General features: G+C 66.2%; 14 protein-coding genes, 1 tRNA gene, 1 pseudogene and 1 riboswitch. Of the genes and pseudogenes, 10 read left to right on the forward strand and 6 right to left on the reverse strand.

All coding sequences use genetic code 11. From position 1 onward, the window contains the following. The 4 genes and pseudogenes from RH857_RS11705 to orn all read right to left on the reverse strand — a co-directional run. Positions 1-1,005 (reverse strand): annotated as a pseudogene (locus RH857_RS11705) (IS3 family transposase); the annotation flags it as partial. Between the two features lie 51 nt (positions 1,006-1,056). Further along, positions 1,057-1,590: a phage integrase central domain-containing protein gene (locus RH857_RS11710; RefSeq protein ID WP_310538178.1), complete on the reverse strand. Its 534-nt coding sequence runs from the start codon at positions 1,588-1,590 to the stop codon at positions 1,057-1,059. A gap of 149 nt (positions 1,591-1,739) precedes the next feature. After that, positions 1,740-1,815, reverse strand: a tRNA-His gene (locus RH857_RS11715). A gap of 138 nt (positions 1,816-1,953) precedes the next feature. Then, the gene (orn, locus tag RH857_RS11720; RefSeq protein ID WP_310538158.1) at positions 1,954-2,532 is read right to left on the reverse strand and encodes an oligoribonuclease; all 579 of its coding nucleotides are present in this window, start codon (positions 2,530-2,532) and stop codon (positions 1,954-1,956) included. An 83-nt stretch (positions 2,533-2,615) separates the two neighbouring features. Between orn and mptB (RH857_RS11725) the strand changes: the two genes are divergently transcribed. From mptB (RH857_RS11725) to RH857_RS11740, 4 genes are read left to right on the forward strand one after another with little or no spacing between them, the layout of a single operon-like run. After that, positions 2,616-4,124: a polyprenol phosphomannose-dependent alpha 1,6 mannosyltransferase MptB gene (gene mptB / locus RH857_RS11725; protein WP_310538159.1), complete on the forward strand. Its 1,509-nt coding sequence runs from the start codon at positions 2,616-2,618 to the stop codon at positions 4,122-4,124. After that, the gene (gene mptB / locus RH857_RS11730) at positions 4,114-5,757 is read left to right on the forward strand and encodes a polyprenol phosphomannose-dependent alpha 1,6 mannosyltransferase MptB (RefSeq protein WP_310538160.1); all 1,644 of its coding nucleotides are present in this window, start codon (positions 4,114-4,116) and stop codon (positions 5,755-5,757) included. Before mptB (RH857_RS11725) ends, mptB (RH857_RS11730) begins: the two co-directional genes overlap by 11 nt. Beyond that, entirely contained in the window at positions 5,754-7,118 is a 1,365-nt protein-coding gene (locus RH857_RS11735) for a glycosyltransferase family 87 protein (RefSeq protein ID WP_310538161.1), read from the forward strand. The genes mptB (RH857_RS11730) and RH857_RS11735 overlap by 4 nt, the downstream gene beginning before the upstream one ends. Next, the gene (locus RH857_RS11740; protein ID WP_310538162.1) at positions 7,111-8,091 is read left to right on the forward strand and encodes an AEC family transporter; all 981 of its coding nucleotides are present in this window, start codon (positions 7,111-7,113) and stop codon (positions 8,089-8,091) included. The genes RH857_RS11735 and RH857_RS11740 overlap by 8 nt, the downstream gene beginning before the upstream one ends. Positions 8,092-8,103: 12 nt before the next feature. Here RH857_RS11740 and RH857_RS11745 read toward each other — a convergent pair whose 3' ends face one another. Next, positions 8,104-9,285, reverse strand: coding sequence for a GDSL-type esterase/lipase family protein (locus RH857_RS11745; protein ID WP_310538163.1), 1,182 nt, complete (start codon positions 9,283-9,285; stop codon positions 8,104-8,106). A 127-nt stretch (positions 9,286-9,412) separates the two neighbouring features. On the opposite strand from RH857_RS11745, the gene chrA reads away from it, so the two are divergent. The 4 genes from chrA to thiD all read left to right on the forward strand — a co-directional run bounded on the left by chrA (position 9,413) and on the right by thiD (position 14,609). Continuing rightward, on the forward strand, positions 9,413-10,651 hold the full coding sequence (gene chrA / locus RH857_RS11750) for a chromate efflux transporter (protein WP_310538164.1): 1,239 nt from the start codon (positions 9,413-9,415) through the stop codon (positions 10,649-10,651). A 99-nt stretch (positions 10,652-10,750) separates the two neighbouring features. After that, entirely contained in the window at positions 10,751-11,920 is a 1,170-nt protein-coding gene (locus RH857_RS11755; protein WP_310538165.1) for a DUF418 domain-containing protein, read from the forward strand. Between the two features lie 18 nt (positions 11,921-11,938). Further along, a complete protein-coding gene (locus tag RH857_RS11760; protein WP_310538166.1) occupies positions 11,939-13,609 on the forward strand; it encodes a gamma-glutamyltransferase family protein in 1,671 nt (556 codons plus the stop codon). 31 nt (positions 13,610-13,640) lie between these two features. Then, a riboswitch (TPP riboswitch) is annotated at positions 13,641-13,737 on the forward strand. A gap of 2 nt (positions 13,738-13,739) precedes the next feature. Then, positions 13,740-14,609 (forward strand): bifunctional hydroxymethylpyrimidine kinase/phosphomethylpyrimidine kinase, encoded by an 870-nt coding sequence (gene thiD, locus RH857_RS11765; protein ID WP_310538167.1) that lies wholly within the window; start codon positions 13,740-13,742, stop codon positions 14,607-14,609. Between the two features lie 405 nt (positions 14,610-15,014). Here thiD and RH857_RS11770 read toward each other — a convergent pair whose 3' ends face one another. Next, positions 15,015-15,884, reverse strand: a complete 870-nt coding sequence (locus RH857_RS11770) for a GTP pyrophosphokinase (protein ID WP_310538168.1) — start codon at positions 15,882-15,884, stop codon at positions 15,015-15,017. A 326-nt stretch (positions 15,885-16,210) separates the two neighbouring features. Between RH857_RS11770 and RH857_RS11775 the strand changes: the two genes are divergently transcribed. Both RH857_RS11775 and glpK read left to right on the forward strand, forming a co-directional pair. Beyond that, positions 16,211-18,079 (forward strand): glycerol-3-phosphate dehydrogenase/oxidase, encoded by a 1,869-nt coding sequence (locus tag RH857_RS11775; RefSeq protein WP_310538169.1) that lies wholly within the window; start codon positions 16,211-16,213, stop codon positions 18,077-18,079. Further along, positions 18,076-19,596, forward strand: coding sequence for a glycerol kinase GlpK (gene glpK / locus RH857_RS11780; RefSeq protein WP_310538170.1), 1,521 nt, complete (start codon positions 18,076-18,078; stop codon positions 19,594-19,596). The genes RH857_RS11775 and glpK overlap by 4 nt, the downstream gene beginning before the upstream one ends. The last annotated feature ends 153 nt before the right edge of the window (positions 19,597-19,749 follow it).

A 19,749-nucleotide genomic window follows, 5' to 3' on the forward strand; every position in this document is an offset into this window, starting at 1 on the left:
GATCAGCTACGCTCAGTCCAACAGGCAACTGTTGCGAGCACCGGTTGAATACGGCTTGGCTGCCCGCGTCGCTGTGACAACGTAGATCGCCGTGGTGGTGGCCGCGGGACCAGCGGGCCATCTCGATCGCGTCGAGGACCATCTCGGTGCGCATGTGTGACGCGACCCGCCAGCCGACGATCGTCCGCGAGAACGCGTCGATGATGAAGCACACGTAGGCGACACCGGCCCAGGTCGGCACGAACGTCAGGTCGGTGACCCACAACCGGTTCGGGGCGGTGGCGGTGAACTTCCGCTTCACCAGGTCCGGGTGGCGTGAGGCCACGGGATCCCGCCGGGTCGTGGTCACCCGCTTCGAGCGTCGGGCGCCCTCGATCCCCGCGGCCCGCATCAGGCGGGCGGTCTGATCCCGCCCGATCCCGATGCCTGCCCGCACCGCGGTCTTCCACAGCTTCCGGATCCCGTAGACGCGGTAGTTCGCCTCCCAGAGCTCCACCAGCCTGGGGATCAGCTCGTCATCGCGGACAGCCCGAGCCGAGGGGGTGCGGGACTTGGCGGCGTAGTAGGTGCTCGGAGCCACCTGCAACACAGTGCAGATGAGCTCGACCCCGAGCCTTCGACCCTCCACGACGTCGTCTTTGTTCCGGTCGACGAACGCGACTATCTCCGGTGTTGGCGGTCGAGCTCCGCCCCGAAGAAAGACGCGGCCCGTTTGAGGATCTCGTCGGCCCGGCGAAGCTCACGGACCTCCTGTTCCAACTCCCTCACCCGCGCCGCCTCAGCGGTGCTCACCCCCGGGGAGATGCCGTCATCGACGTCGGCCTGCTTGACCCAGGTCCGCACCGACTCGACCCCATACCCGAGCTGCGATGCGACCCGTTGCACTGTCCCCTGGGCCGTTCCCAACTCCGACCGCAGGGTCCGTACCATCCGCACCGCGGCGGCCTTCTCCTCCTCCGAGTACCGACGCGTCGTCGGCTTCCCCGGCGCCTGTTCCTTTGGCATGACTCCATCCTCGTTTCCAAGACCAGGAGTCTCCAACAAACTCAGAGCGATTCATCGGGCCGCGTCACCGTGGGTGTGCATAGCGTTGATGATTGTGTTGGCTTCGGCAATGGTGAGGAAGTGATCGCGCTCTGCTTTCACAGCCCGGTTCTTGGGGAGCAGCTTGGCACTGTATGGCGATGTCGGTGCCCAGCCCATCGTGACGGCGTGGCCAAGGACCTGGGAGAGGAAACCGCAGACGTTGTGGATCGTCTTTGGAGCGCGGCCGAGGCGCTCGAGCTTGTCCACCAGGGATCGAATGTCGTCGGGACGGATCTGCCGCACCGGCAAGTCGCCTAGGGCTGGACCGACGTGGTTGCGCCAGTAGCTCTCGTACTCCTGCAGTGTTTTCTTGGTGCCGCGGTGGCGGTCCATGTAGTGCTGGTACGCCTCAGAGAGTTTGCGGCCGCTGTCGATGCGCTGCGCTAGACGGATCTCGGCGGCTTCTTGGTCGCCGTTGACGGCCTCGATGAGACTCTTCCAGTCTTTGGCCTTCTCCTCGGTGTGGTGAAGGTTCTGACCTTCTGCTTGGAGCCGTCGCGCCAGACGACGCGGAAAGAGGTGCCCTTGAGGTTTTCACGGCGCTGGATCGTAGCCATAGCGCGGATTATATAGTGCCGGGGTAACAGGTTCTTATTTTCAGGTAACACCCTGAACCTGTTACCCCGGCATTCCCCGTCATTCCGGGGATCCCATGGGGTGAGCGACGGGGCTTGAACCCGCGACCCTCGCGACCACAACGCGATGCTCTACCAGCTGAGCTACGCCCACCATGTCGCTGCTTTCTCGTGCCGAGCGGCTCAAAAGCAACGCAGACCATAATACACCCAAACCTGGGCAAAGAGCACATCGGCGATGACTCGGCCCCTCGGTGGCTAGCGGAACCGCCATCTGCCACACTCCGGGCCGTCAGGACGTGCGGAACAGGGCTTTGCGATAGTGCCTGAGCTCCTCGATGGAGTCACGGATGTCTCCCAGGGCGCGATGGTTGCCCGTCTTGCGGGGTGCCGATTCCAGCGCCTGGGGGTTCCACCGCCTGGCGAGCTCCTTGAGCGTGGAGACATCAATGAGGCGATAGTGCAGATGCTCAGTCAGTCGCGGCATGCCCACACGCAGGAACATCTTGTCCGCATGGACGGAGTTACCTGCCAGAGGCGCCACCCGCGCCTCCGGGACCCAGGACGTCACATAGTCCAGCACCCGGTCCTCGGCCTCCTTCAAGGAGATGCCCTGATCCAGTTCGGCAAGCAGGCCAGAATCCGTGTGCATCTTCTGCACAATGGGCGCCATCTTCTCCACTGCGCCCTCCGGCGGCCGTATGACGACGCTGACCCCCTCACCCAGGATGGTGAGGTCAGCGTCGGTCACCAGCGCGGCCACCTCCAGGAGCACGTCCTTCTCGGGGAGCAGCCCTGTCATCTCACAGTCGATCCAGACCATGCGGCCCGACCAGTCACCAGGTCCCTGTCTTGCTGCAGTCTCAGTCACGCCAGTCACTCTACCGACCACCCGCCGCCATACTGATGAGACCTGCCGGTCATCCAGGTGCCTGCCGGTGTAGATTCTTCCCAGTGAACACCCAGCGGACCCGCGTGCGCGGACTGACTCTCTACGGCCTTGCCGGTTCGCTGCTGATTCTCCTGTGCTCCTTTGGGGTGGGGTGGCTGACCATCGACTCGCCCCTGAACCGCTGGCTGCCAGTCATCGCACTGCGCACCGAAGCAGCCGGCGTCGTGGTCTCCACGGTGGGGCTCACCCTGGGCTGCTGGATGCTCTTTCATGCCTGGCTGCGTCTCTACCTTCAGCTGCGGACCTCGCAGGAATGGACCCCCGGTGCTCTGAAGGTGGTGACCCGCGCTGCTCTCCTCTGGTCCGCGCCCCAGCTGCTGGCCGCCCCCATCTTCTCCCGCGACGTCTTCGCGTACCTGAACCAGGGGCGCCTGGTGCTGATGGGGGAGGACCCCTATCAGGTGGGCGTGTCCCAACTGGAGAACTGGTTCCAGCTGGGCACTGACGTGACCTGGGCCGAGAATGAGACTCCCTACGGCCCAGTCTTCCTGTGGATTGCCGCCGGGATTATGCAGCTCAGCGGAGCACATCATGACCTGGCCGTGCTGCTCTTCCGCGTGGTGTGTGCTGCGGGCGTCGTCATGCTGATGATCTGGGTCCCCAAGCTCGCGTCCCACTGCGGCACAGAGCCCGCCTACGCCCAGTGGCTGACGGTAGCCAACCCGCTGCTGATCATCAGCTTCGTCTCCAGCGCACATAATGATGCGCTCATGATGGGGTGCGCGCTGGCCGGGATATGGGCGGCTCTACAGGGTCGGGGCGTGCTGGCGGCCGTGCTGGTGGCTCTCTCCATCGGGATCAAGCCCATCACGCTGCTGCTTCTGCCCTTCGTGGGTCTGCTCTGGGCGGCCCACCGCGGAGATCTCCCGCTGACCTGGCGTCGCCGGGTGGTCTATTGGGCGGGCACCGCAGGCGTCTCCGGGGCGCTGCTGCTTATCGTCGGCGTGATTCAGGGCTACGGCTTCGGTTGGGTCGGCGTGATGTCCGGCACCGGTGATGGGCATGTGCTCTGGGCGCCGGTGGGACTCCTCCACGGGCTGATCAGTGTGGTGCTGATGCCCTTTGGCCTGGACGGAGACTGGAGCCTGGAACTTCTGCGCACCGTCGGCCGGCTGGTCTCGGTGATCGTGGTCCTCGTGCTGATACTGCGCGGAGATGATCGACGCATTCTGCACCGGATGATGTGGGCCTTCACGGCGGTGGTGGTCCTGTCTCCGGTGATTCAGCCGTGGTACCTGCTGTGGCTGCTGCCGCTGTTCGCGGTGACGGGGATTCGGCCCGGCAAGCCGCTAGCCCTCGTCGTCGCCGTGAGTGCGTTCTTCCTGGCCTACGGAGCAGCGGATCAGCTCTTCGTCTATCAGTTCATCGATCTTCAAGCAGAGATGATCGTGGTCTCCGCAGTGGTCTCCGTGCTGTGTCTCACGGCCCTGGCTGTCCTGGATAAGCCGGTGCGCTCGATAGTCTGGGAGCCGGAAGAACCGAGACGAAAGCAGGAGCGGCGTGCGCGATAATCCCATCTCCCGCGCTGCTCTGCGGGTGCGGGAGGCCCTGGGCTCCTTCCGAGGCACCGCCTGGCTCATCGGCGGGGCCGAGGGCGAGATCTCCCACACGATCCGCCAGGGCTGCCTGGCAGCGATCATGATCATGGTCGGTTCGTGGGGGGTCGGCTGGCTCGCAGAGACCCCTGGGTCCGTTCTCGCCTGGCATCCCGGGTTGCTGCCGGTGCGAGCCACGACCGCAGGCGCCATCCTGTGCACCGTGGCCCTGGTGGTCGGTGCGCTGCTGCTGCTGCGCTCCTGGATGCGGCTGGCCCAACGCATCGGCAACTGGGACGGCGCCAGCGTACGCACTATGTACCGGGCGCTGATTGCCTGGGGTACGCCCCTGCTGCTGACGTTCCCCATCTTTTCGCGCGATGTCTTCTCCTATCTGGCTCAGGGGCGGGTACTGCACGCTGGACTGAATCCTTACGAGCACGGTGTCTCGGAGCTGCCCGGATGGTTCGCGGCGGGGGCCGATGGCCTGTGGGCCGAATCGCCCTCACCCTACGGCCCGCTGTTCCTCATGATGGCCCGCGGGGTGTGGTTCGCTTCGTTCGGTGTCCCCGAGATCTCCATCGTTCTTTTCCGGCTGCTGGCCGTGGCGGGCGTCGTGCTGATGTGTCTTGTCATCCCGCGGCTGGCCACGGCGTTCGGCTCCGCGCCGGGGTGGGCGCTGTGGCTGTGCCTGCTGAACCCACTGAGCCTGATCGTCTTCATCCCGGCCGCCCACAACGACGGACTGATGATCGGGCTCATGCTTGCTGGTGCCTGGTACGCGGTCCAGCGACGGCGCGTCGTGGCCCTGCTGCTGCTCATCGCGGCGATCGCCATCAAGCCCATTGCCCTGGTCGTGCTGCCCTTTATGGTGCTGCTGAGCCTGAAGTCCACCGCGAGCTATGCGTCGCGAATGCGGGAATGGGTGCTTGCCGGCGTCGTCGCGGTGGTGCTCCTGGTGGGCGGCGGATATGCCCTTGGCGTCGGGCTGGGCTGGTTCACCGCCGCGCTCTCGGCCGGCTCGGCCACATTCCAGGCCGCCCCCATGGGACTCCTGGGCCTGGGAATCGGTCACCTTGCCGCGCTGCTGATGCCCGTGAGCCCCACGGCGATCGCTGAGGTCGTCTACGCCTGCGCTCGAGCGGCCTCGGCCGTGGTGCTGGCCGTGCTGCTGCTGCGCCCGCGGCTGGGCAACCCCGTCCTCTGGTCGGCCTATGGGCTGACCGTGGTGGTGCTGGTCTCGCCCGTCATCCAGCCCTGGTACGTGCTGTGGATTCTGCCGCTGTACGCCGTGGTCCACGTCTATAGGGGACGAGTGCTGGTCCTGGTGACCCTGCTGATCACGATCATGGTGCTGATGTCCATGGTGACCCATATTTCAGTGGCCCAGTGGATCAGCAGCGTCGTCGTCCAGGGCGTGGCCTTCGCAGTGGCCGCGGTCTATCTGATCTACATCGTGTTCTTCGATCCCAACACCGCCAAGATGTTCAGCCTCCGGCAAGAGTCCCAACGGTGGAACGCCCCCCGGGGGTGGACCTCACTGCGCCGCCTGGAACAGCCGAGCAGCTCCTGGTCTGCCGACGACGTGTATCAGCGGGTCGCCCGATGAGCCGCGGAGACCGGCTCAGCGCCCGCGCACTGTCGGTGCTGCTGGGTGCCAGCGCGATCGGGGCTCTGCTCTCCGTTCTGGCTGTGCAGTGGTGTCGCCTCAACGGGTGGACCGATCCGGGCCAGCATCTGGCCATGTGCTACTCCGACTTCTCGCTGCTCTTCACCGAAAGAGGACTCGGGGAGGGGCTGTTCCCCATGCTCGATCCGGTGCCGGAGCACCAGGTCATGGAATACCCCGTGCTCATCTCTGTCGTGGCCGGAAGCCTGGCCTGGCTCGTCAACACTCTGCTGCCCGCAGGTCAGGGAATGGAGGCCGAGCGGATTCTGGCGTTCTATGACCTCAATCATCTGGCAGTCATCGGCTGCTGGGTGGGCGTGGTGGTCATCACCGCACTGTCCACGGCCCGCAGCCGCAGGCGAGACGCGCTCCTCGTGGCCCTGGCGCCGGGCATCATCCTGAGCCTGTCCATCAACTGGGACATGTGGGCGGTTTTCCTGGGTGCGTTCGCGCTGCTGCTGTGGGGTCGCGGTCGCCCCGGATGGGCCGGGGTGCTCATCGGCCTGGGCACCGCCATGAAGCTGTATCCACTCTTCTTCCTGGGAGCCATTCTGGTGCTGTGCCTGCGCACCGGCCGGCTCCAGACTTTTGCCGCCGTCATCGTGCCGGCCGCGCTGACCTGGCTGGCGGTGAATCTGCCGTTCATGCTGAGCTCGTTCGACCAGTGGGCCAGGTTCTGGGAGTTCTCCTCCGAACGGGGGGTCGGTTTCTCCTCTATGTGGCTGGCGCTAGCGTGGACCGGCTGGTCGGGAGAGACGTTCTCGCTGCTCTCCAATGGGCTGTTCCTGGTCTGCTGTGCGGGCATCACCTGGCTGGGGCTGAGCGCCCCTGTTCGGCCGCGCATGGCGCAGCTGTGCTTCCTGATCGTGGCCAGCTTCCTGCTGCTGGGGAAGGTCTACTCGCCGCAGTTCGTGATGTGGCTGATTCCCCTGGTGGTGCTGGCGAACCCGCGACTGCGCACGTTCCTTCTTTGGCAGGCCGCAGAGGTCTTCCACTGGGCCTCAGTCTGGCTGATCAGCGCCAAGATCACTTCGCAGGGCCAGATCGGCGCCGAACACTATGGGTTCGAGGTGCTCTACGGGGTGGGCATCGCCGTGCACATGGTCATGGTGATCGTGCTCGTTCTTCAGGTCATCGGCGATATCCGTCATCCGGAACGGGATCCGGTCCGCAGCGCACCGTCTCGAGTGCACGACGACGGCGACCCGCTGGCCGGACCCCTGGCCGGAGTGCCGGACCGCTGGACCCTGCGCCGGACCCCGTCGTCGGGGATCAAGAACCAGGAGACCGAACATGCTTGAGATGCTCGGCACGATCGGGCCCATGTTCCTGATCATCCTCACCGGGTTCGCCGCAGGCTTTGTCCGTCGGTTCCGCGCCGCGGCGCCGAACCTCAACGGGTTCGTCTTCTACTTTGCGCTGCCCACGTTCATCTACACCGCCATGGTCACCGCACCTCCGATCGGCAGCTTCCCGGTGCCGGCGTTCCTCATCCCCGTGGTGGTCACCGGTCTGCTCGCCGTAGGTCTCTACTACGTGACTCGCAGCGCGGGGTCGGCCTCGAAGCCCATGGCGGCCCCGACATCACTGGCCGGGTCCTTCGGCAACGTGGGGTACTTCGGCATCCCCATCTCCATCGGAGTGATCGGCCCGGAAGCCGGGGTGGCCGCCGGCATCGTCCACATGATCCACAACGCGCTCTTCATGAACGGCTACCCGCTGGTGCGTACCGCGGTCAACGCTGCAGCCACCTCCGAGGGCGCCCCGGTCGGGTTCAGCCAGCTCTGGAGGGAGCGCCTCTGGCCGATCGTCAAACGAGCTCTGCTACTGAACCCCGTGTTCCTGTTCATCGCGCTCGCGCTGCTGGTGGTCTTCACCGCCCTAGAGATGCCCGCCTTCTTCAACGAGCCGGTGGCCATGCTGGGGCAGACCGCAGTGCCGCTGGCGCTGTTCTGCGTGGGCCTGGCCCTGCATCCGGCGCTTGAAGGTGTGCGCAGCGGAGGAGTGCCCGTCACCCCGATCGCGCTGGGCACCGGAGCGAAACTGGTGATCCTGCCCCTGCTGACCTGGACCGCGGTGCTGCCGTTCTACGACCACCTGGGTCCGGTGTGGGCCGGAGTGCTCATCGTGCTGGCCGCCACCCCCAGTTCGACCACCGTGTTCCTCTTCTCCGAGGAGTACGACGGCGACGGCCGGCTCGCGGCCGCGATTCTGGTCCTCTCCACCGCGCTGTCGCTGGTCACGCTGCCGCTGGTGGCGGAGTTCCTGCTGTAGACCGCCCGGTGTTTAGAAACGGCCAGCGAGGATTCCAGCCGGCCCAAAGACCCGCTGAGCGAAGCGTTCTCCGATGAGTCGGTGGGCCGCCGTATCCGGGTGCAGCTGGTCCGGCATCGGCAGGGCCTGCTCGTCCTCGGCCCCGAAGAGCTCCAGGCCGCTGAGGAAGTAGAGATTCTCATCCCGCCGCTGCCGGGCGGCCACCACCGCGGCGAGATCCTCGCGGATGACCTCAAGACTCAACCGCCCCTGGGCCACCTCGGCAGGGTCCCCCAGAGCGCTGAAGCGAGGCTGTCCCTGAACGGTCTCGTAGCGCAGGGCTCCCGGCGTCTGCTCGTGAATCGCGCAGTGCAGCGGGGAGACCACCACCAAGGGTGTGCTCGCATGCTGACCCTCGCGGATCGTATCGAGGAACCCGTGCACCGCGGGAGTGAAGGCCCGGCGTCGCATAATGTCCCCGTTGACCAGATTGATCCCCAGCTTCAGCGTGATGACGTCAGCCGGCGTCTCCCGCAGCGTGCGAGCGGTGAAAGGATCAAGCACCGCCTGACCGCCGAATCCGAGGTTCTGCAGATGCACTCCAGCGGCACGCGCAGCCACCGCGGGCCAGATGCCGGTCGGATGCGCGGCATCAGAGCCCTGACTGATGGAGCTTCCGTGATGGAGCCAACGAGTCTGCCCGGCCCCGGCACGGTCCTCGTTCAGAGCAGCGAGGGGAGCATCGGCGCGCAGACTGACCAGTTCGGTCCGTTCGCTGTTGGGCAGCCAAATCTCGACATGTTTTTCCCCGGCCGGAAGGTCTTCGAAGCGCAGCGCCGAGGTACTGCCCTCCCGTACCTGCTGCCTCCGCGTGGCCGGGTCCACCTGGATCACCCGGCCGGAGGTTGCGCTGGCCTGAGCGTGCAGCACACCGTCCACCACCAGGTCATACGTGCGGAAGGCAGGCTGCCAGTCCTCACCTGCATAGGCGGTGGCGTAAACCTCCAGCTCGACGACGCCGGCTCGAGTCAGGAATTCCAGGCGCACCCCGCTGGGTTCAGCGGTGACCCGCTCCACCATAGGGTCGATGTTCTGTTCCAGCGCCCATCCCGGGAGCCGGCGTGGAAGCAGGCCGCGGGCGGTGGGTTCCAGCTCGACCGCGCCGCGGACGATGCGGGAGTTCAACTCGATAGTGTGGGCGTCAAGACTCTGCACGATCGAAGTGTACTGGGGTGGATGAACCGAGCGTGACGGTGGGTATGGCCGAGACGATTGCGCACAACCTCGGCGGGAGCACACACGTTTGCCTGATGTTCACCTGGATGGGATGGGATGAGCCGTTGTGACTGACCGTACCGAGACACAAGCCCCTCGACATCCCGGCAGCGTGCTGGAAGTGTTCCTCGTCTTCCTCCGACTGGGCCTGACCAGCTTCGGGGGTCCCGTGGCCCATTTGGCCTACTTCCGCGAAGCCTTCGTGGTGCGCCGCAAGTGGCTCAGCGAGAAGGCCTACGCCGACCTCGTAGCGCTGTGCCAGTTCCTCCCAGGGCCGGCATCCTCCCAGGTGGGGATGGCCCTGGGTCTTCAGCGTGCCGGCGGCGGCGGGATGTTCGCGGCCTGGTTTGCGTTCACCATGCCCTCGGTGGTGCTGATGGTGGCTTTTGCCTACGGAGTCTCCGCCGTCGGGGACCTCGCGGATGCGGGGTGGATCCACGGGCTCAAAGCGGCGGCGGTCGCCGTCGTCGCGCATGCGGTCATCGGCATGGCCAAGTCACTGACGCCGGATCCTCCGCGCGCGACCATCGCGGTGGGCGCGATGGTGGTGGTGCTGCTGCTGCCCGGCCCGCTGGTGCTGGTGGGAGCGATCGCGGTTTCGGGACTGATCGGGCTGGTCTGGTTGAAGCCCCCCGCCCAGGAGCCCGCGGCGGAGGACGCTTTCACCGTGCGGGTGCCGCGGGCGGTCTCCGTGACCTGCTTGGTGCTCTTCTTCGCGCTGCTGGCAGGCCTGCCGCTGCTGGCGGCGGTGACCGACGACGGCGCAGCTCGCCTCACCGACACCTTTTACCGGGCCGGAGCGCTCGTCTTCGGCGGCGGGCACGTGGTGCTTCCTCTGCTGGAGGCCGAGACCGTGCACACCGGACTGGTAGGAGCCGATACGTTCCTGGCCGGCTATGGCGGTGCCCAGGCTGTACCCGGTCCTCTGTTCACCTTCGCAGGCTTCCTGGGAGCCTCGACCCTGGAGGGGCCCACCGGCCTCCTGGGTGCCGCCATCGCGATCCTAGCCATCTTTCTGCCGGCGGCGCTGCTGATCCTGGGGTGCCTGACTCTGTGGGAGCGGCTGCGGGTTAATCGCACGGCACGCCGGGCCCTGATGGGCTTCAACGCCGGCGTGGTCGGGGTGCTCGCTGCGGCGCTGTGGACTCCGGTGTTCACCGCGGGCATCCTTGAGGTCGGCACCGATGAGCAGAATCTGCGGGCACTGATTCTGGGAGTCGTCGCCTTCGTGGCGCTGAACAGCTGGAAGGTTCCCGCCTGGGCCGTCGTCATTGCGGCCGGTCTGGTGGGGGCAGTGATCCTCTGACCCCGGTCTCGCGGACCCTTCCAGGGAATCTGTAGGTGAAGCCGGTACGGTAACCAGGTCCAGGACCGCTGTCGGCACCGGAGGTGGCAGGCCCAAACAATGGTGAGCACCCAAGCTCGGGGACTGACCCGCCTCTACGCTCTGGACGTGGCACGCGCGGTCGCTGTCTTCGGGATGATCATTGTCAACGTCGGCCCCTACACGACCGAGGGGTGGGCATCGTGGATCATTCGAGCGCTCAACGGCCGGGCCTCCATCCTGTTCGTCATTCTCGCCGGCATCGGTGTGACCTTTCTGGCCCGGCGGTCGCTGACCAAGGGCATCACACGCCGTTCCACCCTGCTGTGGAGGGGCCTGCTGCTGCTGGCACTGGGTCTGGGGCTCCAAGCCCTGGACCACGATGTCAACGTCATTCTGCCGGTCTACGCGGCGCTGTTCTTTCTCGCAGCCTTCGTGGTGAAGATGCCCACACGGTGGCTGTTCTGGTCCGCGATGGCCTCCACCTTCCTCGGGCCGATCATCTGGATCCTGGCCAGGCAGCAGACCAAATTCCACATCGACCCCGCAGAGCTGGGAGACAGCCCCTTTGAGATCGTGGCCGCGATCGTCGTCTCGGGTCCCTATCCGCTGCTGGTGTGGATTGCTCCCTTCTTCCTGGGGGTGTGGCTCGGGCGCCAGCCTCTGGGAAGCATCCGTGTGCAGCGGCGCCTGATGATCGGCGGTCTGATTGCGGGATTCGGCGCCTTCGGCCTGTCCCGGATTCTGATTGCGTTCCTGGGGCATCCGGATATGAGCACCGTGGGCTGGGACCGGCTCATCTCCGCCGTCGGGCATTCGCAGATGCCTCTGTGGCTGATCTCCTCCTGCGGCACGGCCGTGGCGGTGCTGGGCATGTTGCTGCTGGTGGTTCCCAAGCTGAACCAACGCATCCGCCTGCTCGTGGCCGTGGGGCAGATGCCGCTGACGGCCTACACCGCCCATCTGCTCATCATCGCTCTGATCGTGCGACCCGGTCCTGCGACCCCGGAGATGGGCGTGCTGGTCAGCTGCCTGATCATGCTGGGACTCATCGCCTTCGCCGTCGTCTGGGTGGCCAACCTGCGCTACGGTCCACTGGAGATGGTGCTGCGCCGGCCGCCGCGGATGCTGCAGGTGCCCTACCGCATGCCGGAGAGGCATCGCCGCCGCGAACACGCCAAACCCTACCCGCGCCGCCGCAAGCTGGAATCCGCCCCTGATGAAGATCCTGACCCTGTTGTGAACCCATAGAGAAGGCTGATCCCCACTATGAGAACACCGCTCCACGTCCTCACCGCCGGCACCACTGCCGCGGCGCTCATCGCTGTGACCTCCTGCGGCATCGTCGAGGAAGAACCCAGCGGTCCCGAGGTCACCGCGTCGGCCCCGGAGTCGGCCAGCGCCAGCCCCGAGCCCCCGGAGAACGCAGCCACCCCTGTAGAAGACCTGCTGGAGCAGCAGGGCGTCAGCGCGGGGCACCCCCTGGCAGTCGCCGCGGGAGAGCAGATCCTCGCCGAGGGCGGCAACGCCGTGGATGCCGCGATTGCCACTGCCTTCGCGATCTCCGTGGTGGAGCCCTATGCCTCAGGCATCGGAGGCGGGGGCTCGGTCATCATCGCCGGTCCCGAGGGCGAGCCCATCTTCTACGACTACCGTGAAGTGGTGAACAACGACGGCGAGATCCCCGACTCCGGCGCCGGGGTCCCGGGATTCGTTGCCGGCATGGGTCAGCTCCACGAGGACTACGGCACCATGGAATGGTCCGAGCTGCTCGCCCCGGCCCAAGAGCTGGCCGACGACGGCTTCGAGGTCAGTGAGTTCCTCGGGGTCCGCATGAGTCAGCCCGATGCTGCGGCGGCGATCAGCGATCTGGAGCACTACGCGCCTGGCGGTGAGATCCTGCAGGCGGGGGAGACGCTGGTGCAGGAGGACCTGGCTCAGACCCTGCAGACCCTTTCGCAGAATGGCTGGCAGGACTTCTACACCGGGGGCCTGGCCGAGTCCCTGGCCTCCGCCGCCGAGGGCATTGATGCGGAGTCCCTGGCGGATTACGAGGTGGTGCGGACCAGTCCTGTGGCGGGGGAGTTCGGCGAGTTCGAGGTGGTCTCCGCAGCTCCCGGGCTGCCCGGCCCGGCGCTTATTCAGATGCTGCAGATCGCCGAGGCTCAGGGAGTCGCTCAGATGGAGCCGGATTCGGCTGAGTACATCGACACGCTCTCGCGCGCATGGCTGGAGGCTGAGAGCACCGTCTACAACGACCTGGGAGACCCGGCTTTCGTGGATGTGCCGGTGGACCGGCTCACCGATCGCGAGGCCAATGCCCAGATCGAGCTGAGCGCCCAAGCACTCGGCGCCCCCAGCGCGGCGGCGGAGGACGCTCCCAACACCACGCATATCTCGGTGGTGGATTCCGACGGCCTTACGGTGTCGATGACCAACACCATCATGTTCTTCTGGGGCTCGGGCGAGATGGTCGACGGGTACTTCCTGAACAACCACCTCTCCCGGTTCGAGGCCATCGACACTCCTGCTAATCAGCCTGAGCCGGGACGCCGGACCGTCACCTGGTCCACGCCGACCATGGTGCTCGACGGCGAGGGGCAACCCCTTCTGGCCATCGGCAGCCCTGGAGGGCACCAGATCCTCAACATTCTCTCGACTGTCCTGGTCCAGTGGGGCCTGCAGGGCGCCACGCTCGAGGAGGCCATTGAGGCCCCGCGGTTCCGCGCAGCCTCCGACGGCGAGACGCTCTACCTCGAGGACACCGTGAGCGAAGAGGTGATCAGTGAGCTGGAGGACATGGGCTGGCAGACGGAGATCTGGCCGGTGGAGCAGGCAAGCTTCGGCTCCGTGCAGCCGGTGCTCATCGACTACGAGACCGGCCAGCTGCACAGCACCGATGATCCCCGGCGCGAGGGGGCCCACGCGGTCATTCCATGAGGCAGCACCGCCGCGGGCTGCGATAGGCTGATGCACCAGCACGGGGTGCTCACACCGGTGAGCTGAGATCACACCCGTTGAACCTGCTGTGGTTAGCACCAGCGAAGGGATTGCTTGCATGACGTTGCCTATGACCGAGTCCGCACCCCAGATGAACCGCCGGACCGTCCCCAATGTGCTCTCCATTGCCGGCACGGACCCCACTGGCGGGGCCGGGATCCAGGCGGACCTGAAGAGCTTCGCGGCCCACCGCGGCTACGGAATGTGCGTGGTGACGGCGCTGGTCGCCCAGAACACCCAGGGGGTGCGTGAGATTCACCTTCCCCCGGTGGAATTTCTCCGCGCTCAGCTGGACGCCGTCTCCGACGACGTGGCCATCGACGCGGTCAAGATTGGGATGCTGGGCACGGCTGAGATCATCGAGACCGTCGCCTCATGGTGGGATGAGCTGTGCCGCACCGCCGAGCGCCGACCCGTTCTGGTGGTGGACCCGGTAATGGTCGCCACCAGCGGTGACCGGCTCCTGCAGGCCGAGGCAGAGCAGGCGCTGAAGGAGTTCCTGCACCGGGCAGACCTCATCACCCCCAACGTCCCGGAACTGGCGCTACTGGCTGAGGCACAGCCTGCCGTGGACAACGAGCACCTGCTGGGGCAGGCTCAGGTCGTGGCCGATGCCCACAGCACCATCGTGCTGGCCAAGGGAGGTCACCTCACCGGGGGCGACGTGGTGGACACCCTCGTCTTTCCCCAGGATGCCCAGGCGCAGCGGCCGGCCCCGGTCAGCGTGTCCTCGCCGCGCATTGAGACCACCAACACCCACGGCACCGGATGCTCCGTCTCCGCGGCGTTCGCGACCCTGGCGGCGCGGGGATTGTCCTGGGGGGAGGCTCTGGAAGAGGTCAAGGCGTGGATGAACGCCTCACTCCAGGGCGCCCAGAGCCTCGACGTCGGGCAGGGACACGGTCCCATCCACCACTTCGCCCAGCTCTGGCGGGACTAGGGGCAGCTCGGGCAGGATGAGAGGAGAGTCTCCCGGCCGCGGCACCAGCTGTGCGGGACCAGCTTCAGGCGGGATGGCCAGCATCGGGGATGGAACGTTCTGCGTGTTTTTAGCCGCCGAGATCAGCCAAGGCCCGCTGTTGTTTCATCACTACCCTCTCTAGGGGTGTGCGTGAAACAGGTCCGGGCATCGAGGGAGAGTTCGGTACGAGTGGCCAGGGAGCCGCGAGGTTAGAGAGTTGTGCAGCCGGCGGGAGTGCCGTCCACAGGTTGGTGGTGGCACAGAAACGAGTGGTGTTGTTTTCGTCGGAATAACCGGAGATTCCCACGAAAACAGCAGCACGGGTTGAGATGCACGCAGCGTGGCGGGGTGTATCGGCCTCGGAACCAGTGGTTCAGGAACCAGTTACGACTCCGGCTGCCGGACCAGGTCCTCCCAGTTCCAGGCGGGGACGTCGTCGTCTTTGAACCACTGCGCAGGATCCGGCCGGTCGGCCGGGGTGGGGCCGGTGGCACCTTCCCCGGCGCTTGGAGCCTGTTTGCGCAGGGCGGTAACTTTGTCGCGGATCTCGGCCATCTGCTTGTCCAGAGCGGCGGCCTGATCGGCGGCGTCGCGCAGCTCGTCAAGAATGTCTGAGGGGACTTCGCCCTCATAGGTGTAGTAGATCTTGTGCTCCAGCGAGGCCCAGAAGTCCATGGCCACCGTGCGGATCTGCACCTCCACGTACACGAACTCGGTGCGGTTGGAGAGAAATACTGGCACCTGCAGGATCACGTGCAGGCTCTGATAGCCGTTGGGCTTAGGGGAGCGGATGTAGTCCTTGATCTCCACCACCCGGATGTCCGGCTGGGAGCACAGCATCTCGGCCACCCAGTAGGCGTCGGAGACGAAGCTGCAGGTGATGCGGATGCCGGCGATGTCGCGAATGGCGTGCCGGATGCCCTCAAGAGTCGGTTCGCAGCCGTAGCGCTGAACCTTATCGAGGATTCGCTCCATGGATTTCAGGCGGTAATTAACGTGCTCGATGGGGGAGTAGTCCCGCGTGTGCTCGAACTCCTCCCGCAGCACGTTGATCTTGGTCAGCACCTCGTCCATGCCGAACTTGTAGTGAAGCTGGAACTCGGTGAGCTGGCGGCGGATGTCGATCATCCGGTTCGCGGAGCCGGTGGACCCGTTCTCGTCGGCGCGGGTGTGAAGCTGCTCCAGAAGCTGTCTGTACGGATCTCCCTCGGTGCGCTCCACCGAAGTGGAGGGCGCAGCAGCGAGTTCAGACATAGAAGCCTCCTGAATGGGATTGGACGAGCATTTCGGACATCGCTCTGTCCTCGATTCTCGACCTTAGGCACCCATTCTGTGAAGACCCTTGAAGGTGCACAATGTGACTGAAGCCACACTATGCGGCAGATGGTCTTGCCGATGTGCGGCGTCGCCTGCTCCCGGTCTTAGAGGACCTTCGGCGCCGCGGGCACAACGGGCGCAGTTGCAGGATTGTTCGGGCGGTCGAGATCACCGGCGTCTCCCGATAGGCTTCAACAGACGGACGACGACGCCGCCACGGACGCAACCGCCAAGGGGGACCTCCTCACGTGAAGCCTCAGCCCATGGACCATCGCAGCCGCGAGGCGGCCCTGGCCCGAGTGGCCGCCAGCACTCCCGAGAATCCCCTCGACGTACTGGTCATCGGTGCGGGCGTGGTCGGTTCAGCCGCCGCTTTTGACGCCGCCGGTCGTGGGCTGGACACCGCGCTGGTAGAGGCTCGAGACATCGCTGAGGGCACCAGCTCGCGTTCCTCCAAGCTGATCCACGGCGGCCTGCGCTACCTACAGATGTTGGACTTCAAGCTCGTGGCCGAGGCCCTGCGGGAACGTGACCTGCTGCTGACCCGTCTGGCCCCGCACCTGGTGCGGCCGCTGCCTTTCATCTTCCCGTTCGAGCGCCAACTGGTGGAGCGGGCCTTCATCGGTTCCGGGGTGTCGCTCTATGACCTCCTGGCCTCGGGGTCCTCTGCCCTGCGCAGCAGCCGCCGGGGCGCTTCGGCGCTGCGGAGCCTGCGCAGTCGGGCCGTGCCCTTCCACCGGCATCTGGGCAGCAAAGGCCTCGCTGAGAGGTTTCCGGGCCTGGATCAGGAGAAGTTCCACGGTGGACTGGAGTACTACGACGCTCAGGTCGACGACGCCCGCCTCGTGCTCACGCTGGCGCGTTCGGCCCACAGCCTCGGCGCCGCGGTCGCACCCAGGACCGAGGTCATCGGGTACCTGCGCCAGGACCCTCAGGAGCCGGAGCGGATCACCGGGGCTGTGCTGCGGGATCATCTCACGGGCCGCCAGATCCAGGCCCACGCCCGCGAGACCATCCTCGCCGCCGGGGTCTGGACTGGCGCCGCCCAGGAGTTGATCCGGGGCTCGGCACCGGAGCAGCTTCAGGACGCCCAGGACTCGGGCCGACAGGGACTGACCGTGCTGGCGTCCAAGGGGATTCACGTGACCGTCCCCAAGCACGCCATTGCCGCCCAGGAGCGCGTGGGGATCATCACCCAGACCGAGAAGTCGGTGCTCTTCATCATCCCGCTAGAGGAGGTGTGGGCCATCGGCACCACCGACACGGCCTGGCGGGAGGCGGTGGAGTCCCCAGCCGCCACCGCCGCAGACATCGACTACGTCCTCGAGCACGCCAACGCGGTGCTCGGATCCACCCTCACCCGTGAGGACATCATTGGTACCTGGGCGGGCCTTCGGCCTCTGCTGCAGCCGGTGCGGGGAGATACGGAGGCCCCGACCAAGGTTTCCCGCGAACACACGGTCATGGAGCTGGCGCCCGGGCTGACCGGGGTGGCCGGTGGAAAGCTCACTACCTACCGAGTGATGGCCCAGGACGTGGTGGACTTCGCGGTGAACGGCAGCTTCAAGGACCGAGCCAGCCTCACCGAGGTCATGCCCCTCTTGGGTGCGGTGGGCTATGGCGAGTGGACCGCCCGCGCTGAGGAGATCGCCGCAGCCCACGGCTGGGATCGCGGCAGGGTCGAGCGCCTGCTCCACCGCTACGGCAGCCTCACGGGTGAAGTCCTGGACCTCATCGCCGACGACGACTCGCTGGGGCGTGCGCTGGAGTATGCCCCGAGCTGCCTGCGTGCTGAGATCGTCTACGCCTGCACCCACGAAGGCGCCCTGCACGTGGATGACCTGCTGACTCGACGTACCCGCCTGATCCACGAGGTCCCCGACCGCGGGGCCGCAGCGGCCGAGGAAGTCGCAGGTCTTGCCGCAGGGGTACTCGGGTGGGACGAGGAGCGCCGTCGTGCAGAAATCTCCGCCTACCGGGACTTCATCCACGCCCAGAAGCAGGCCGAACAGCTCGCCAGCGACGCCGAGGCGGCAGCCTTGATCGCCGCACACCCCCCGGTGCCGCAGACGGCTGACGGCGGCCCCCTGGCTGCACCACACACCCCAGAGGCTTCAGAGAGGCGCACATGAACGAGTTCGTTCTGTCCATTGATCAGGGCACCACCTCCACCAGGGCCGTGGTGTTCGACCACGACGGCGTCCTGGTGGCCTCGAGCCAGAAGGAGCACACCCAGTACTTTCCCCGGGCCGGATGGGTGGAGCATGACCCGCTGGAGATCTGGCGCAATACGCGGGAGGTGATCGGCCGGGCCCTGGCCGCGGCCGACATCAGCCGCAATCAGCTCGCTGCGGTTGGACTGACTAATCAGCGTGAGACCACGGTGGTGTGGGACCGGGCCACCGGGGAGCCGATTCACCGGGCGATCGTCTGGCAGGACACCCGTACCCAGGAGATCTGCGACCGTTTGGCCGCTGAGGCCCCCGACAGTGAGGCAGACGGCATCGACCGTTTCAAGGACCGCACGGGACTGCCACTGGCCACTTACTTCGCCGGGCCCAAAATCCGGTGGATCCTTGAGAACGTCGAGGGCGCGAGGCAGCGGGCCGAGGCCGGAGGGCTGGCCTTCGGCACCATGGACACCTGGCTGCTGTGGAACCTCACCGGGGGTCCTCGCGGGGGAGTGCACGTCACCGACGTCACCAACGCTTCGCGCACGCTGCTGATGAACATCGACAGCCTGGACTGGAACGAGGAGATTTGCGAAGCCATCGGGGTGCCTTCTGCCATGCTCCCGCAGATCAGGACTTCCAGTGAGGTCTACGCCGAGGCCCACGAGCGCAGTCTGCTCACGGGGGTGCCGATTGCGGGCATTCTCGGTGACCAGCACGCCGCCACTGTGGGACAGGCCTGTTTTGAGCCGGGGCAGGGCAAAAACACCTACGGCACGGGCAACTTCATGCTCATGAACACCGGTGAGGAGCTGGTGCGCAACGATGAGGGCCTGCTGACCACCGTGGCCTATCAGCTGGACGGGCAGCCGCCGGTCTACGCCTTGGAGGGCTCTATCGCTGTCACCGGCTCCCTCATTCAGTGGCTGCGCGACAACCTGGGGATCATTAGCAGCGCCGCCGAGTCGGAGACCCGCGCCCGCCGTGTGGAGGACAACGGCGGCTGCTACGTGGTCCCTGCCTTCTCCGGGCTCTTTGCACCCTACTGGAGGCCCGAGGCTCGTGGCGTGATCGTGGGGCTGACCCGCTACGTCAACGCCGACCACATCTGCCGGGCCGCGCTGGAATCGGTGGCCTTCCAGTCGGCCGAGGTGGTCGAGGCCATGAACGCGTCCTCGGAGACCGATCTCAAGGAGCTCAAGGTCGACGGCGGCATGGTTGTCAACGACACGCTGATGCAGTTCCAGGCAGACCTGCTGGGGGTCGACGTCGTCGCCCCTGAGGTCATCGAGACCACTGCGCTGGGAGCCGCCTACGCGGCGGGACTGGCCGTGGGTTTCTGGGAGTCCACGCAGGAGCTGGCCTCCAACTGGAGCGAAGGCCGGCGTTGGAGTCCCCGCACTGAAGTTGGCCAGCGCCAGCAGCAACTGCGGCAGTGGAAGAAGGCCGTCACGCGCAGCTTCGACTGGGTCGGCTGAGGCAGCGCTCACACCACATCTGGAGCGCCGCGGTCCGCGTCGTCGGGAAGACACGCCGGGGCCGAAAAATTCTTTTGCTGGGGAGTTCGCCCTCCACACCTGTGGAGGAGATCGAGGGACACCCCCGCCTGCGGCAGAAATCCGCCCAACACG

It is taken from the genome of Nesterenkonia flava (assembly GCF_031432335.1).
Taxonomy (GTDB): Bacteria; Actinomycetota; Actinomycetes; order Actinomycetales; family Micrococcaceae; genus Nesterenkonia; species Nesterenkonia flava.

What these genes read in the sequence shown, in the direction of transcription:
- RH857_RS11735 (WP_310538161.1), top strand. Translation starts at nt 5,754, where the DNA reads ATGAGCCGCGGAGACCGGCTCAGCGCCCGCGCACTGTCGGTGCTGCTG.
- RH857_RS11740 (WP_310538162.1), top strand. Translation starts at nt 7,111, where the DNA reads ATGCTTGAGATGCTCGGCACGATCGGGCCCATGTTCCTGATCATCCTC.
- RH857_RS11755 (WP_310538165.1), top strand. Translation starts at nt 10,751, where the DNA reads ATGGTGAGCACCCAAGCTCGGGGACTGACCCGCCTCTACGCTCTGGAC.
- RH857_RS11760 (WP_310538166.1), top strand. Translation starts at nt 11,939, where the DNA reads ATGAGAACACCGCTCCACGTCCTCACCGCCGGCACCACTGCCGCGGCG.
- thiD (WP_310538167.1), top strand. Translation starts at nt 13,740, where the DNA reads ATGACCGAGTCCGCACCCCAGATGAACCGCCGGACCGTCCCCAATGTG.
- RH857_RS11770 (WP_310538168.1), bottom strand. Translation starts at nt 15,884, where the DNA reads ATGTCTGAACTCGCTGCTGCGCCCTCCACTTCGGTGGAGCGCACCGAG.
- RH857_RS11775 (WP_310538169.1), top strand. Translation starts at nt 16,211, where the DNA reads ATGGACCATCGCAGCCGCGAGGCGGCCCTGGCCCGAGTGGCCGCCAGC.
- glpK (WP_310538170.1), top strand. Translation starts at nt 18,076, where the DNA reads ATGAACGAGTTCGTTCTGTCCATTGATCAGGGCACCACCTCCACCAGG.